Origin of the sequence: Enterobacter sp. EGD-HP1, assembly GCF_000733275.2 — a bacterium.
In the GTDB taxonomy this organism is placed as follows: Bacteria; Pseudomonadota; Gammaproteobacteria; order Enterobacterales; family Enterobacteriaceae; genus Enterobacter.
Genome location: NZ_AVOP01000001.1, coordinates 503,084 through 516,903, shown reverse-complemented (window position 1 = coordinate 516,903; position 13,820 = coordinate 503,084). Strand labels below are relative to the sequence as shown.

17 protein-coding genes and 1 riboswitch are annotated in these 13,820 nt (G+C 59.7%); of the genes, 11 read left to right on the top strand and 6 right to left on the bottom strand.

Annotated elements, in window-relative coordinates:
- Positions 1-74 precede the first annotated feature (74 nt).
- The 7 genes from hpxU to hpxK all read left to right on the top strand — a co-directional run bounded on the left by hpxU (position 75) and on the right by hpxK (position 6,413).
- Complete coding sequence (hpxU, locus tag N037_RS02590) at positions 75-914, top strand: MurR/RpiR family transcriptional regulator HpxU (RefSeq protein WP_032638737.1); 840 nt, start codon at positions 75-77, stop codon at positions 912-914.
- Between the two features lie 191 nt (positions 915-1,105).
- Positions 1,106-1,888 carry a transporter substrate-binding domain-containing protein gene (locus N037_RS02585; protein ID WP_010429429.1) on the top strand — a complete coding sequence of 261 codons (783 nt, stop codon included), beginning with the start codon at positions 1,106-1,108 and terminating at the stop codon, positions 1,886-1,888.
- A 4-nt stretch (positions 1,889-1,892) separates the two neighbouring features.
- A complete protein-coding gene (locus N037_RS02580) occupies positions 1,893-2,558 on the top strand; it encodes an amino acid ABC transporter permease (RefSeq protein ID WP_032638735.1) in 666 nt (221 codons plus the stop codon).
- Positions 2,558-3,214, top strand: a complete 657-nt coding sequence (locus N037_RS02575) for an amino acid ABC transporter permease (RefSeq protein ID WP_071787484.1) — start codon at positions 2,558-2,560, stop codon at positions 3,212-3,214. The genes N037_RS02580 and N037_RS02575 overlap by 1 nt, the downstream gene beginning before the upstream one ends.
- Complete coding sequence (locus N037_RS02570; RefSeq protein ID WP_032638731.1) at positions 3,195-3,932, top strand: amino acid ABC transporter ATP-binding protein; 738 nt, start codon at positions 3,195-3,197, stop codon at positions 3,930-3,932. Before N037_RS02575 ends, N037_RS02570 begins: the two co-directional genes overlap by 20 nt.
- Before the next feature lie 13 nt (positions 3,933-3,945).
- On the top strand, positions 3,946-5,187 hold the full coding sequence (locus N037_RS02565; protein ID WP_032638728.1) for a pyridoxal-phosphate-dependent aminotransferase family protein: 1,242 nt from the start codon (positions 3,946-3,948) through the stop codon (positions 5,185-5,187).
- On the top strand, positions 5,184-6,413 hold the full coding sequence (hpxK, locus tag N037_RS02560) for an allantoate amidohydrolase (protein ID WP_032638726.1): 1,230 nt from the start codon (positions 5,184-5,186) through the stop codon (positions 6,411-6,413). Before N037_RS02565 ends, hpxK begins: the two co-directional genes overlap by 4 nt.
- Before the next feature lie 84 nt (positions 6,414-6,497).
- On the opposite strand, the gene N037_RS02555 is transcribed toward hpxK, so the two are convergent.
- On the bottom strand, positions 6,498-7,499 hold the full coding sequence (locus N037_RS02555; RefSeq protein WP_023335203.1) for a magnesium transporter: 1,002 nt from the start codon (positions 7,497-7,499) through the stop codon (positions 6,498-6,500).
- A 60-nt stretch (positions 7,500-7,559) separates the two neighbouring features.
- Positions 7,560-7,729: riboswitch (M-box (ykoK) riboswitch) on the bottom strand.
- Between the two features lie 159 nt (positions 7,730-7,888).
- Here N037_RS02555 and N037_RS02550 point away from each other — a divergent pair.
- Positions 7,889-8,392: a DedA family protein gene (locus N037_RS02550; RefSeq protein WP_032638724.1), complete on the top strand. Its 504-nt coding sequence runs from the start codon at positions 7,889-7,891 to the stop codon at positions 8,390-8,392.
- Position 8,393: 1 nt separating this feature from the next.
- Here N037_RS02550 and N037_RS02545 read toward each other — a convergent pair whose 3' ends face one another.
- Positions 8,394-9,143, bottom strand: coding sequence for an SDR family oxidoreductase (locus N037_RS02545; RefSeq protein ID WP_032638722.1), 750 nt, complete (start codon positions 9,141-9,143; stop codon positions 8,394-8,396).
- Positions 9,144-9,243: 100 nt separating this feature from the next.
- Between N037_RS02545 and N037_RS02540 the strand changes: the two genes are divergently transcribed.
- Positions 9,244-9,603 (top strand): winged helix-turn-helix transcriptional regulator, encoded by a 360-nt coding sequence (locus tag N037_RS02540; protein WP_032638720.1) that lies wholly within the window; start codon positions 9,244-9,246, stop codon positions 9,601-9,603.
- A gap of 1 nt (position 9,604) precedes the next feature.
- Here the strand turns inward: N037_RS02540 and N037_RS02535 are convergent, their stop codons facing one another.
- The gene (locus tag N037_RS02535; RefSeq protein WP_032638717.1) at positions 9,605-10,399 is read right to left on the bottom strand and encodes an SDR family NAD(P)-dependent oxidoreductase; all 795 of its coding nucleotides are present in this window, start codon (positions 10,397-10,399) and stop codon (positions 9,605-9,607) included.
- 125 nt (positions 10,400-10,524) lie between these two features.
- Entirely contained in the window at positions 10,525-10,968 is a 444-nt protein-coding gene (locus N037_RS02530) for a winged helix-turn-helix transcriptional regulator (RefSeq protein ID WP_032638715.1), read from the bottom strand.
- 152 nt (positions 10,969-11,120) lie between these two features.
- Between N037_RS02530 and agp the strand changes: the two genes are divergently transcribed.
- A complete protein-coding gene (gene agp, locus N037_RS02525) occupies positions 11,121-12,362 on the top strand; it encodes a bifunctional glucose-1-phosphatase/inositol phosphatase (protein ID WP_023335209.1) in 1,242 nt (413 codons plus the stop codon).
- Positions 12,363-12,395: 33 nt separating this feature from the next.
- Here the strand turns inward: agp and N037_RS02520 are convergent, their stop codons facing one another.
- Positions 12,396-12,623: a YccJ family protein gene (locus tag N037_RS02520; RefSeq protein WP_008499832.1), complete on the bottom strand. Its 228-nt coding sequence runs from the start codon at positions 12,621-12,623 to the stop codon at positions 12,396-12,398.
- Positions 12,624-12,643: 20 nt separating this feature from the next.
- A complete protein-coding gene (gene wrbA / locus N037_RS02515; protein WP_023335210.1) occupies positions 12,644-13,240 on the bottom strand; it encodes an NAD(P)H:quinone oxidoreductase in 597 nt (198 codons plus the stop codon).
- Positions 13,241-13,630: 390 nt separating this feature from the next.
- Between wrbA and N037_RS02510 the strand changes: the two genes are divergently transcribed.
- Positions 13,631-13,804 (top strand): general stress protein, encoded by a 174-nt coding sequence (locus N037_RS02510; RefSeq protein WP_024909630.1) that lies wholly within the window; start codon positions 13,631-13,633, stop codon positions 13,802-13,804.
- Positions 13,805-13,820 lie beyond the last annotated feature (16 nt).

The window sequence follows — 13,820 nt, the reverse complement described above, 5'->3', positions numbered from 1 at the left end:
TCAGTAAACTGGCACGTATAATGAAAGGTAGAATGAAAGGCAAAATGTGATGAAACAAAAGTTACAGAGGCGCTATGGAACAACTGGATGAACGTCTGAAAGCACAGTACCCGTCGCTGTCGCCGCAGGAGCAGCGGGTGGCGGATTTTATTTTCGATCATTTTGACGATCTGATTAGCTACAACAGCGCCGAGCTGGCGCAGCTGAGCGGGGTGTCGAAAGCCACGGTCAGCCGTCTGTTTAAGCGTCTGGGCTATGAGAAATATAAGGACATGCGCGACGAGCTGCGCACCCTGCGCCAGAGCGGGATGCCGCTCACCGATAACCGCGACGCGGTGCAGGGCAATACGCTGCTGGCACGCCACTATAAGCAGGAGATGGCGAACCTGACCCAGTGGGTCAATGCCCTCGACGCGCAGCAGTTTGCCGAGGCCATGGCCTGCATGGTGAAGGCGCGGCGCATCGTCATTATCGGCATGCGTAACGCCTATCCGGCGGCGCTGCACCTGCGCCAGCAGCTGCTGCAGGCGCGCGGTCAGGTGCTGGTCCTGCCGCAGCCGGGGCAGAGCCTGGGCGAAGAGCTGGTGGATATAACGCCGGACGATCTGGTGGTTATGATGGCCTTTCGCCGCCGCCCGCGCATTATCCGTCCGATGATGCAGCAGCTTCAGAGTCGCGGCATTCCGGTGCTGCTGATGTGCGAGCCGCAGGCGCACAGCCTGTTTCCGCTGGCGAGCTGGCAGCTCTGCGCCCCGCTGGACAGCGTCTCGGCCTATGACAGCTACTCCTCGGTCAATAGCCTGATCAACCTGCTGGCGAATGCCTTCCTGCATGAAATCCTCGATAAAGGCCGTCCCCGCATTCACGACATTGCCTCCCTCTACCAGCAGCTGGACGAACTCGAACAGCGATAATGGGGCATCAGGCTGGTGCTTTGCATTAAAATGGTGCAGCTGTCGGCTCGGAGAAACGCAGGTTTTTTCGACCCGTCCGCGTTTTATCAGGCTTTACAAGAATATTCCCCGCTTCGCCCTATCTGGCACATTAGTTGCAAAATCACATTCAAAGAATCTTTTGTTTCATGCTAACGTTACGGGGAAGCACCATGAAAAAATTGTTGATTGCACTTGCCGGGGCCGCATGTCTCTTCACACAGCTGCCGGCAAAGGCTGACCAGCTTCAGGATATCGAGAAGCGCGGTACCATCCGCATTGCCGTTCCGCAGGACTTCCCGCCGTTTGGCTCGGTGGGGACCGATCTGCAGCCGCAGGGCTACGACATCGACATGGCGCGCTATCTGGCCAAACAGATGAAGCTCAAGCTGCAGCTGGTGCCGGTGACCAGCGCCAACCGCGTGCCGTACCTGCAAACCGATAAGGTGGATCTGGTCATTTCAAGCCTCGGTAAAAACCCGGAGCGCGAGAAGGTGATCGACTTCAGCCGCGCCTACGCGCCGTTCTTCCTCGGCGTGTTTGGTCCGAAAGGCGCCGAGCTGAAAGATGCCGCCGCGCTGAGCGGAAAAACCATCGGCGTGACGCGCGGAGCGGTGGAGGACATGGTGCTGACTGGCCTGGCGCCGAAAGACGCGGACGTGAAACGCTACGAAGACAACAACACCACGCTCTCCGCCTACCTCTCTGGACAGGTGCAGTACGTGGCAACCGGCAACCTCGTGGTGGCGGCCATTTCGCGCCAGAACGCGGATAAAGCCCCGGTGCCGAGCTTTATGCTGAAAGACTCGCCGTGCTTTATTGGCCTGAAGAAAAACGAACCGGCCCTGAAGGCAAAAGTGGATGCGCTGATTGAGCAGGGCATCAAGGACGGCACGCTGAACGGCCTGTCCGAGCAATGGCTGAAGGCCCCGCTGCCGGCAAGCCTCGGCGTTTAAGGCTATGGCTGAGCAACTCGATTTTTCAGCGCTCTGGCCGCACTGGCCGGAGCTGCTGGCGGGGCTGTGGGTCACCGTTCAACTGACGGTGATGGCGACCATGGGCGGGCTGGCGATAGGGATTTTCGGGGCGGCGATCCGCAGCGGACGCACCACCTGGTTCAGCCGGATCTGGGGCGCGTACGTGGAGATCATCCGCAACACGCCGTTTGTTGTGCAGCTGTTTTTCATCGTCTTCGGCCTGCCGAATCTGGGGCTGAAGATGACGGCGGGGGAAGCGGCGCTGCTGGCCATGGTGGTGAACCTGGGCGCCTACAGCACCGAGATTATCCGCGCGGGCATTCAGGTCACGCCGAAAGGGCAGTGGGAGGCCGGACGCGTGCTGGGGCTGACCCGCCTGCAGACCTTTATTCGCGTGGTTCTGCCGCCCGCGCTGCAGCGCATTTACCCGGCGCTGGTGAGCCAGTGCATCATCGTGATGCTCGGCTCGTCGGTGGTGTCGCAGGTCTCGTATGAAGAGCTGACCTTCGCCGCCAACCTGATCCAGTCCAGAACGTTTCTGAGCTTTGAGGTTTATCTGGTGACAACCGGGATTTACTTAGCGCTGTCGATTACCCTGCGCCAGCTGATGATGGCGGCAGGACGCAAATGGCTGGGGGTGCAGGCATGATGACCACCTTTACCGACTGGGACATTATTCGCAACCTGCTGCTGGCCGGACGCTGGACGGTGCTGCTGTCGCTGGTGGCATTTGTCGGCGGGGCGGCGGTGACGCTGCCGCTCCTGCTGCTGCGCCTGACGGGCGGGCGCGCGGTGAGGCGCATCATCCGCGGCTATATTGAGCTGTTCCAGGGCACGCCGCTGCTGATGCAGCTGTTCCTGGCCTTCTTCGGCGTGGCGCTGTTCGGCATCGACGTCTCGCCGTGGACCGCCGCCTCGCTGGCGCTCACCTTCTACACCAGCGCGTTTCTGCTCGATATCTGGTTTGGCAGCATTCGCGCCCTGCCGAAAGGGCAGTGGGAAGCGTCGCGCTGTCTGGGGCTGACCTTCGGGCAGACCCTGTTTCGCGTCGTCGCCCCGCAGGCGCTGCGCATCGGCATCGCCCCGACGGTCGGCTTTGCCGTGCAGGTGATCAAGGGCACCGCGCTGGCGTCGATTATCGGCTTTATCGAGCTGACCAAGGCCGGGACCATGCTGACCAACGTGACGTATCAGCCGTTTAAGGTCTTTGCGCTGGTGGCGCTCGGCTACTTTATTCTGTGTTATCCGCTGTCGCGCTACAGCCGCTATCTGGAGACGAAATTCAATGCCTCTCATCACCATTAATCAGGTGCAGAAGTACTACGGCGATAACCACGTGCTCAAGGGCGTCGATCTGGATATCGACATGGGCCAGGTGATCTCTATTATCGGGCGCAGCGGGTCGGGCAAAAGCACGCTGCTGCGCTGCATTAACGGACTCGAAGGCTATCAGGACGGCAGCATCAAGCTGGGCGGCATGACCATTACCGACCGGGATTCTCAGGCGCGTGAAATCAGCCGCTCGGTCGGGATGGTGTTCCAGAGCTTCAACCTGTTCCCGCACATGACGGCGCTGGAAAACGTGATGCTCGCCCCGCGTCGGGTGCTGAAGAAAAGCGCCGCCGAATGCCGCGAGCTGGCGCAGCAGATGCTGGAGAAAGTGGGCTTAGGCGATCGTCTGGATTACTACCCGTCGAGCCTCTCCGGCGGCCAGCAGCAGCGCGTGGCGATTGCCCGGGCGCTGGCCATGTCGCCTAAAGTTTTACTCTGTGACGAGATCACCTCCGCGCTCGACCCGGAGCTGGTGGGCGAAGTGCTCAAGGTGCTGGAGCAGCTGGCGGCCGAGGGGATGACGCTCATACTGGTTACCCATGAAATGAATTTTGCCCGCGAAGTGGGCGACCGCGTGGTGTTTATGCACCAGGGGAAAGTCTGGGAGCAGGGCGACAGCAAAACGCTGTTCGCCAATCCGCAGACCACGGAACTGAAGCAGTTCATCTCCTCCGTGCGCGGCCTCAACTGATAAGGACTTAACAATGGATATCGCACAATTTCCGCAAATCAACCCGCCCCAGCGCCTGCTCATGGGGCCGGGCCCGATCAACGCCGACCCGCGCGTGCTGCGCGCCATGTCGAGCCAGCTGATCGGCCAGTACGATCCGGCCATGACCCACTACATGAACGAGGTGATGGCGCTCTATCGCGGGGTGTTCCGCACCGAGAACCGCTGGACGATGCTGGTGGACGGCACCTCCCGCGCGGGAATTGAAGCCATTCTGGTCTCCGCCATTCGCCCGGGAGATAAGGTGCTGGTGCCGGTCTTTGGCCGCTTTGGTCATCTGCTGTGCGAAATTGCCCGCCGCTGCCACGCGGAGGTGCATACCATCGAGGTGCCGTGGGGCGAAGTGTTCACCCCGGACCGGGTCGAGGATGCGATTAAGCGTATTCGCCCGCGCCTGCTGCTGACCGTGCAGGGCGACACCTCCACCACCATGCTGCAGCCGCTCGCCGAGCTCGGGGCCATCTGCCGCCGCCACGACGTGCTGTTTTACACCGACGCCACCGCGTCGCTCGGCGGCAACGCGCTGGAGACCGACGCCTGGGGGCTGGACGCCGTCTCGGCCGGGATGCAGAAGTGCCTCGGCGGCCCGTCGGGCACCTCGCCGATCACCCTGAGCGCGCGCATGGAGGAGGCGATCCGCCGCCGCAAATGCGTTGAGGAGGGCATACGCACCGACGTCCACCGCGACGGCGACGAGGAGATGATCTACTCCAACTATTTCGATCTCGGCATGGTGATGGACTACTGGGGGCCGGAGCGGCTGAACCACCATACCGAAGCGACCACTGCGCTGTTTGGCGCCCGCGAATGCGCGCGGCTGATCCTGCAGGAAGGGCTGGATAACGGCATCGCGCGCCATAAGCTGCACGGCGATGCGCTGCTGAAGGGCATTCAGGCGATGGGGCTGGAGACCTTCGGCGACCTGAAGCACAAGATGAACAACGTGCTGGGCGTGGTTATCCCGCAGGGCGTCAACGGCGACCAGGTGCGTAAGCTGATGCTGGAGGATTTCGGGATTGAAATCGGCACCTCGTTTGGCCCGCTGCACGGCAAAGTGTGGCGCATTGGCACCATGGGCTATAACGCGCGTAAAGACTGCGTGATGACCACCCTGAGCGCGCTGGAGTCGGTGCTGAACTACCTGAAGTTCACCACCACGCAGGGTGCCGCCATGCAGGCCGCGTGGGACCACTATCGCCGCGAGACGCCGCAATGAGCCCGGCGGCAGAACGGGTGATGGCGCGCGCCGACGCGCTGGCCGCCATCAGCGAAACCCCGGATGCGCTGACGAGGGTCTATCTCTCCACGCAGCATCTGCAGGCCAACCAGCTGGTCGGCGAGTGGATGCGCCAGGCGGGTATGACCGTCTGGCAGGACAGCGTGGGCAATATCTGTGGACGCTATGAGGGCGCGCAGGAAGGGGCGCAGGCGGTGCTGCTCGGCTCGCATCTCGATACCGTGCGCAACGCCGGGCGCTACGACGGCATGCTCGGGGTGCTCACCGCCATTGAGGTGGTGGACAGCCTGCACCAGCAGGGGCGGCATCTGACCCAGGCCATCGAGATTGTCGGGTTTGGCGACGAAGAGGGCACCCGTTTTGGCATCACCCTGTTAGGCAGCCGGGGCATCACGGGCACCTGGCCGCAGGGCTGGCTGGAGACGTGTGATGCCAGCGGCATCAGCGTGGCGCAGGCGATGGTGCAGGCGGGGCTCGATCCCGCCCGCGTGGCGCTGGCGGCACGCCATCAGGACGATTTCAGCGCCTGTCTGGAGCTGCACATCGAACAGGGGCCGTGTCTGGAGCAGGAAGGTCTGGCGCTGGGCGTGGTGGAAGCCATTAACGGCGCGCGCCGCCTCAGCTGCCGCTTCACCGGCGAAGCCGGACACGCGGGTACCGTACCGATGAATCACCGTAAGGATGCCCTGGCCGCCGCCGCCGAGTGGATGGTGCTGATCGAAAACACCACCCGACAGCAGGGCGGCAACCTGGTGGCGACGGTCGGGGAGCTGCGCTGCCTGCCCGGTGCGGTCAACGTGATCCCGGGCGAGGTTGCGCTCTCGCTGGATATTCGCGGCCCGCAGGATGCCCCGCTTGACGCGCTGCTCGCGGAACTGCTGGCGCAGGCGCAGGCCATTGCCGCCCGTCGCGGGCTGAGCTTCAGCGCCGAGGAGTTTTACCGTATCGCCGCCACGCCGTGCGATGCGCGTTTGCAGGAGCTGCTGGGACAGGCCGTTGAATCGGTGCAGGGGCGCTCATTATCGCTGCCGAGCGGTGCCGGGCATGACACCATCGCGCTGGCAGAACGCTGGCCGGTCGGCATGCTGTTTGTACGCTGCAAAGGGGGCGTCAGCCATCATCCGGCAGAATCGGTGATGGCTGAGGATGTTGCCCTGGCGATTGAGGCGTTTGGGCGGGCGGTGAGCGCGCTTGGTGCGATCTGAGTATTGCCCGGCGGCGCTACGCTTGCACGGGCCTACGGGACGGGTAGGCCGGGTAAGCGCAGCGCCACCCGGCAGGGAACCGCGTTACTCCAGCCCCAGCGTATATTGCGCGATTTTAAAGTAGATAATCAGCCCGGTGCCGTCGATAAGCGTCGCGATGAACGGCGCGGAGACGACCGCCGGGTCAATGCCGCAGCGCTTGAGCACCATGGGGATCACGGACGAGACGATGGCGCTCCACAGCGTAATGCACACCAGCGTCAGGCTGACGATAAGCGTGATTTCCAGCCCAATACCCATCATCCAGGCGCGAATACACCCGGCAATACCGAGCGTGGCGGCAATCATTAGCGAGGTGGTCATCTCTTTACGCAGCACGCGGCCAACGTCGCGGAGACGGACTTCCCCCAGCGCCATGGCGCGCACCAGCGTGGAGGTGATCTGCGTCCCGCTGTTGCCGCCCGTGCCGATCAGCAGCGGAATAAAGAACGCCAGCGCGATGGCGGACTCCAGCGCCTCTTCAAAATGCTGGATCACCGAGCTGGTGTAGGCCTCCGCGACAAACAGCAGCAGCAGCCAGACGGAGCGTTTCTTCCACAGGCTATACGGGCTGGTGTCCAGATAGGGCTTCTCCAGCGGCAGCGTCGCCCCCTGAAGCTGGGCATCTTCGGTGACGTCATCTTCCAGCAGATGGGCGATTTCGCGTTCGGTCAGACAGCCGACGAGCTTGCCGTGGGTGACCACGGGCACCACGTCCGCGCCGCCGTGCGCCAGCAGTCCGGCAACGTCGGCACGTTCATCCTCCGGTTTGACCTGCAAAAACTGCGAAATCATCAGCGACTTCACCGGCCGTACCGTATCGGCGGTTTGCAGCAATTTGCGCACGGCAATCATGCCCGCCAGGCGGCCATTGTCTTCAATAAAAATATGAGACGGAATATCGTCGTCTTTTAATTTTTCGAAGAATTGCTCGCGCGCCAGCGCCACGCATAATGAAATATCGAGGACAATAAAATCGGTATTCATATATTGCGCGATCGCGCTGTCATTGAATGCCAGATTTTGGTTGTGAATAGCGTAAGACATAGTGAATTCCCTTTGAATAATAACATCTCTCAGGGGCGAGCAAGACAGGGCATGTCGAAGAGGAGATCCCCACGTCCTGGGTTCAGCACTGTACACCGTATCCCGTGCGGGAAGTTATACTGACAAAGCCTTGATTCGACAGTGCCTGTTTTACCCTGTGTCGATTCTCTCGAACCTACCAGAGCGATAACGTGTATTTGTACAGGAGCCTCGCCATAACGAGATCGTTGTAAAACGTGAGAAATAATACGCTTATTTGATATTGCCGCTCGGGAAATTAAATAATGTTTAAGAACGGTTTAGGAGAATCTTATTAATAAAGCGTTGAGGGTTTATTTAAGATAATTCATTTCTAATGGAGGATTATATAATCAACGGAGGAGAGGGAAATGGCGTGGTTTGATAATCTGCTGAATCATTTTGCGCTCTATCCGGCACATCTTTTCGCGCTGTTATTTATGATGGCGCTGAGTAAATCGACGGTGCTGATCTCCTCCGTGCTGCCGCCCGTCTCGGTGATGCTGCTGGCGGGGATTACCGTCAGCCAGGCGACCATGCATCCTGCGCTGGCGTGGCTGGCCGTGGTATTGGGGGCAACGGCGGGGTCGGTGCTGAACTACCATATCGGCCAGCTGATGGGGCACTGCCGGCTGGTCACGCGTTTCACCTCAAAGCATACCGACAAGTTCTTGCGGGTTCAGCATCAGCTGCAAAAGAACGGCGTCGTCGTGCTGTTCACGTCGCGTTTTCTGGCGGTGTTGCGCTATATCGTGCCGCTGGCGGCGGGGATGCTCAGGCTGAATGCGGTCAAGGTCTACGCCGTCAGCCTGCTTTCCGCCTGCGTATGGGCGGCGCTGTATGTCGGCATCGTCACCGGCATCAGCGCCTTTTGAACTACAGACTTCCCATGCCGCCGTCGACCAGCAGCTCCGTTCCCACCGTGTAGCTCGACTCGTCGGACGCCAGATAGAGCGCGGCTTTTGCCAGCTCCGTCGTCGAGCCCATTCTGCCGAGCGGCACCAGCTTAATCACCTCTGCCATCATCGCGTTAAGCGCCTCGTCGCTTAGGCCCGTCTTCGTAAACGCCGGGGTTTCCACCGGGCCGGGGCTCAGGCCGTTGACGCGGATCCCGCGCGGCAGCAGCTCCGCCGACAGCGTGCGCGCCAGCGACAGCAGGGCGGCCTTGCTCGCGGCATATACGCTGCTGGTGGGCAGGCCGATGCGCGCGCTAACGGAGCCGCAGAGGATCACCGACGACGGGTTATTCAGCAGCGGCAGCAGCGCCTGAATTAAAAAGAACGGTCCCTTCAGGTTGATGCCCATCAGGCGGTCCCAGGCCTCTTCCTGCCACGCTTCCAGCGGGGCGTGCGTTACGTCGCCCGCGTTGAGAAACACCGCGTCCAGGCGCGGCCAGCGGGCGGCGAGCGTCTCCGCCAGCGCTTTCTGCGACGCGATATCGCCCGCATCGGTCGGGATCACCCAGGCCTTATCGCCCAGAATGCGCTCTGCTTCGGCGAGGGTGTCCGGGTTGCGTCCGGTCACGGCGACGCGCGCGCCTTCGGCGATAAACGCCTGCGCGGTGGCGAGACCGATGCCGCTGGTGCCGCCGGTAATCAGCGTATATTTATCTGTTAAACGACCCATGTTCTTCTCCTGAAATGTCACTGGAGAAAGCACTATAGAAACGTTAGTATCTAAAAGAAACCAGGTACCAAATGGATACTAAAGAGGCAAGAGGTGTGCTATGGCAGAAAGGCTGGAGGTGTGCTGCGAAAAAAAATCTGAGGCGTATACCTGCCCGATGACGCAGTTTGTCAACCTGATCTCCGGTAAGTGGGCGCTCCCCATTCTCTATCGCCTGATTGTCTTTAATACGCCCGTTCGATTTGGCGATCTTCTGCGGGCCGCTGCCCCCATCACGCAGAAAGAGCTGACGAAGCAGCTGCGCCTGTTTGAGCAGCGCGGGCTGGTGACGCGGACGGTCTACCCGGAGATCCCCCCGCGCGTGGAGTATCAAATCACCGAGCTGGGGCTAACCCTGCAGGACGCACTTTCGCCGCTGGCCGCCTGGATGAGCGAGTACGGCGACCAGCTGGAGCGTTAGTCTACTGTTTTACGTAGCGCGGTGCCGGAATGCCGGTGCACGCGCTGTTGAACAGCTCAAGACGTGCCGCTTCGTAGCGATCCCACAGGCCGGCGTCATGCATCGGCGGGATGGTGATCGGTTCACCCTGATCCAGACCCGCCAGCGATGCATCCACCATATCATCGGTGGTCATCACCGATCCTTCCGGCAGATCGTTCACCGTGACGCCCGAGTGGCTCCAGATTTCTGTCGCCGTGGCGGCGGGCAGTACGGCCTGAATGCGCACGCTGCTGTCGGCAAACTCTTCCTGTAACCCACGGGTAAAGCTCAACACCCACGCCTTGGTGGCGCTGTAGAGGGCGCTACCGGCGCGGACGTGCAGCGCTAATACCGACGCGATATTGATCAGCGTGCCGCGATTGTTCTGCGCCAGGCGGGGCAGGATGGCGTAGGTTAAGCGCATCAGCGCCGTGGTGTTCAGGGTGTTAATGGCCTGATGCTGCGCCACCTCGCCCGCGAGGAACGGTGCCATCTGCGCGGTGCCCGCGTTGTTAACCAGCGTATCAATGGCGGTATTGCTGCGCAGCGCCTCTTCCACGACGCGGATCCCGGCTTCATCGGTAAGATCGGCCACCAGAATATCGACGGCCACGCCATAGCGCGCGCGAAGGTCGGCGGCAAGGGTTTTCAGGCGATCTTCGCGACGGGCGACCAGCACCAGGTTAGCGCCGCGCGCGGCAAGGCGATCGGCATAAACGGCACCAATCCCGGAAGAGGCGCCCGTAATCAGGGCGGTGGTGATTTGCGTAGTCATCGTGTGTTACCTCAGGGCAAAGTGGGTTATTTGGTTTCAAGATGAAACTGAATAAACTCTCTGCTATTTGGTTTTATAATGCAACCATTTTGCTGAGCATTTTGTGCTTTTGCCGTCGGGAACGATCAGGAGGGGAGTTTTGCCACGATCTCTTCAGGCGTCAGTTCGCGCCCATCGTCGGCGATAAGCGCCAGCTTACGCAGGGGTTTTCGCTGTTCGGTATCGACCAGCACGGTGCCGCATTCGTTTTCCGCAAACAAAAATTCATTCCCCCACTGGGACAGGGCAACCAGCACCGTTTGCAGGGCGCGTCCCTTGTCGGTCAGGACGTATTCCTGCCAGGCGCTGCCGTCGGACGCGGGCTGAAGCCGGAGGATGCCTTGGTCGACGAGCAGTTTTAGCCGCGCGGTCAGCATGTTTTTCGCGATGCCGAGACTTTTCTGGAACTCGCCGAAGCGCTTAACCCCGCGCAGCGCGTCGCGCACGATCAGCAGCGACCACCAGTCGCCGATGATATCCAGTGAACGGGCGACGGGGCAGGTGCTCTCTTCAAGGCGGGTACGTTTCACGGTCAATTCTCCGGTGGTGTGTGGTTTTATTATAAAACTAATTGGCACACACCGTAAGCAGGTTAATCATCAGTATGAGAAATGCTTCCCGGAAAATTGTCACGAATCTGTCACACTGAACGTGACATTTTAAAACGAGTGAGGAATTAGGGATGAGAAAAGCACTACTCGCGCTGGCGGTCGCCGGTTCCATTTCAGCAACGTTTGGCGTGCAGGCGCAAGAGACGCCGGAAGGGTATCAGCTGGAGCAAGTTTTAATCATGAGTCGCCATAACCTGCGCGCGCCGCTCGCCAATAACGGCAGCGTGCTGGAGCAGTCCACGCCTAAGCAGTGGCCGGAGTGGGAGGTGCCGGGCGGTCAGCTCACCACCAAGGGCGGCGTGCTGGAAGTCTACATGGGCCATTACATGCGCGAGTGGCTGGCAGAGCAGGGGATGGTGAAGACGGGAGAGTGTCCGGCGGCGGATAGCGTTTATGCTTACGCTAACAGCCTGCAGCGTACCGTCGCGACCGCGCAGTTCTTTATCACCGGCGCGTTCCCGGGCTGCGACGTTCCCGTGCACCATCAGGAAAAAATGGGCACCATGGATCCGACCTTCAATCCGGTGATTACCGATAACTCGCCGGAATTCCGTGAAAAAGCGCTCAAGGCGATGGAGACCGAGCGGCAGAAAATGCAGCTCGCAGACAGCTATAAGCTGCTGGAGCAGATGACGAACTACGCCGATTCGCCGTCGTGCAAAGAGAAAAAGGTCTGCTCGCTGGCGGACGCGAAAGATACCTTCAGCGCCGACTATGAAAAAGAGCCTGGCGTATCCGGGCCGCTGAAGGTGGGTAACTCGCTGGTGGACGCGTTCACGCTGCAGTACTACGAAGGCTTCCCGGCCGATCAGGTGGCCTGGGGCGAAATCAAAACCGACCAGCAGTGGCGCGTGCTGTCGAAGCTGAAGAACGGCTATCAGGATTCGCTGTTTACCTCTACCGAGGTGGCGCAAAACGTGGCGAAACCGCTGGTGAAATATATCGATAAAACCCTGGTCACCGAACAGGCGAAAGCGCCGAAAATCACCCTGCTGGTGGGGCATGACTCGAACATTGCTTCCCTGCTGACGGCCCTGGATTTCAAACCGTATCAGCTGCACGACCAGCAGGAGCGCACCCCGATTGGCGGCAAGATTGTCTTCCAGCGCTGGCATGACAAAAATGCCAACCAGGAGCTGATGAAAATTGAGTATGTCTACCAGAGCTCGGAGCAGCTGCGTAACGCCAGCGTGCTGTCGCTGCAGTCGCCCGCGCAGCGCGTGACGCTGGAGCTGAAAGGCTGCCCGGTGGATGCGAACGGCTTCTGTCCTGTCGATAAATTCAATGCGGTGATGAATAACGCGGCCAAGTAAGGGAGACCCCCCCGCTGCGGCGGGGGGAAACGCTTAGACGTTTTTACGTTCGATGGTTTGCTCGCCCCAGAAGAGCGAGTCTTTATCCGTTTTTTCGAAGGCGCGCACCAGCACCTCATCGTTACCTTCCTCCCAAATCTGCTCGGCCAGCTTTTCATCGTATTTAGCGACTTCAAAGATAGCTTCGGCAATCTCCGGAGAGGTGTTGCGTAAACTTGCCCATTCGCCCACGTGGTGAGCTTTGGATTCTTGAGTTGGCATGCTTGTCCTCCTGTTGGGTGTTAGCCGTTCAGTTTTTTGGCCAGACCCGCGACGTATTCACCCTGATAGCGGGCGATAGCCAGTTCTTCATTGCTTGGCTGACGTGAGCCATCCCCACCGGCAATAGTGGTTGCGCCGTACGGCGTACCGCCGCGCACCTGGGAAACGTCAAACAGCTCCTGCGCGCCGTAGCCGATCGGCACAATCACCATCCCGTGATGAGCAAGGGTAGTCCAGGTTGAGGTAATCGTCTGCTCCTGACCGCCGCCGGTGCCGGTAGAGCTGAATACGCTGGCGAGTTTGCCGTAGAGCGCCCCGGATGCCCAAAGCCCGCCGGTTTGATCGAGGAAGGTACGCATCTGGCCCGACATATTGCCGAAGCGGGTTGGGGTGCCGAAGATGATGGCATCATAGTCAGCCAGCTCCTGCGGGGTAGCCTGAGGCGCGTTTTGCGTTTTACCGCCCGCTTTTAAAAACGCCTCGGCATTCATGGTTTCCGGTACGCGTTTGACCACAACCTCAACGCCATCAACTCTGTTTGCACCTTCTGCTACCGCGTGAGCCATGGTTTCAATGTGTCCATACATGGAATAATAGAGCACCAGAACTTTTGCCATTTTGCATCACTCCTCGTTGGTTTTTCTGACAGCGGATCGCTGCGTTCTTTTAAAGATATGCCATCACAGCCAGACTGCAAAAATGAACGGCATTTCTTTGATTTATAACAATATGGTTACAAAAAGGCGTTGTAGCAAAATGAAACAACTTTTCGGCGACGGATTTTTGAAATGATAAGAAGGGCTTATGAATAGCCGTCGCGTCATCTCACCCGAAAGGCTGAGTTCATGTTGCAGAATATTACCTGCGGCTTGCCGGATAGCGGCATTCCACTAAGCTTAGTTTCACGCGGCACAGATAAAGGCACTGTCCTTGTGTTGCGAGGTGAAAGATTCCTCTTTTACTGAATGCAATATGATGTCTAATGTTTCACATTCTGGAGGTTAGAGATGGCAAACCATCGTGGTGGTTCAGGTAATTTCGCAGAAGACCGTGAAAGAGCATCAGAAGCAGGCCGTAAAGGTGGCCAGCATAGCGGGGGCAATTTTAAGAATGACCCGCAACGCGCATCTGAAGCTGGCAAGAAAGGGGGCAAAAACAGCCACGGCAGCAGCAGTAAGTAGCACGCCGGGTTGAACC

Excerpts from the sequence above, each read along its gene's own strand:
- N037_RS02565 (WP_032638728.1), top strand. The coding sequence starts at position 3,946 with ATGGATATCGCACAATTTCCGCAAATCAACCCGCCCCAGCGCCTGCTC.
- N037_RS02540 (WP_032638720.1), top strand. The coding sequence starts at position 9,244 with ATGGCAGAAAGGCTGGAGGTGTGCTGCGAAAAAAAATCTGAGGCGTAT.
- wrbA (WP_023335210.1), bottom strand. The coding sequence starts at position 13,240 with ATGGCAAAAGTTCTGGTGCTCTATTATTCCATGTATGGACACATTGAA.
- N037_RS02570 (WP_032638731.1), top strand. The coding sequence starts at position 3,195 with ATGCCTCTCATCACCATTAATCAGGTGCAGAAGTACTACGGCGATAAC.
- N037_RS02520 (WP_008499832.1), bottom strand. The coding sequence starts at position 12,623 with ATGCCAACTCAAGAATCCAAAGCTCACCACGTGGGCGAATGGGCAAGT.
- N037_RS02575 (WP_071787484.1), top strand. The coding sequence starts at position 2,558 with ATGACCACCTTTACCGACTGGGACATTATTCGCAACCTGCTGCTGGCC.
- N037_RS02585 (WP_010429429.1), top strand. The coding sequence starts at position 1,106 with ATGAAAAAATTGTTGATTGCACTTGCCGGGGCCGCATGTCTCTTCACA.
- agp (WP_023335209.1), top strand. The coding sequence starts at position 11,121 with ATGAGAAAAGCACTACTCGCGCTGGCGGTCGCCGGTTCCATTTCAGCA.
- N037_RS02555 (WP_023335203.1), bottom strand. The coding sequence starts at position 7,499 with ATGTCTTACGCTATTCACAACCAAAATCTGGCATTCAATGACAGCGCG.
- N037_RS02535 (WP_032638717.1), bottom strand. The coding sequence starts at position 10,399 with ATGACTACGCAAATCACCACCGCCCTGATTACGGGCGCCTCTTCCGGG.
- N037_RS02550 (WP_032638724.1), top strand. The coding sequence starts at position 7,889 with ATGGCGTGGTTTGATAATCTGCTGAATCATTTTGCGCTCTATCCGGCA.
- N037_RS02545 (WP_032638722.1), bottom strand. The coding sequence starts at position 9,143 with ATGGGTCGTTTAACAGATAAATATACGCTGATTACCGGCGGCACCAGC.
- N037_RS02510 (WP_024909630.1), top strand. The coding sequence starts at position 13,631 with ATGGCAAACCATCGTGGTGGTTCAGGTAATTTCGCAGAAGACCGTGAA.
- hpxK (WP_032638726.1), top strand. The coding sequence starts at position 5,184 with ATGAGCCCGGCGGCAGAACGGGTGATGGCGCGCGCCGACGCGCTGGCC.
- N037_RS02580 (WP_032638735.1), top strand. The coding sequence starts at position 1,893 with ATGGCTGAGCAACTCGATTTTTCAGCGCTCTGGCCGCACTGGCCGGAG.
- hpxU (WP_032638737.1), top strand. The coding sequence starts at position 75 with ATGGAACAACTGGATGAACGTCTGAAAGCACAGTACCCGTCGCTGTCG.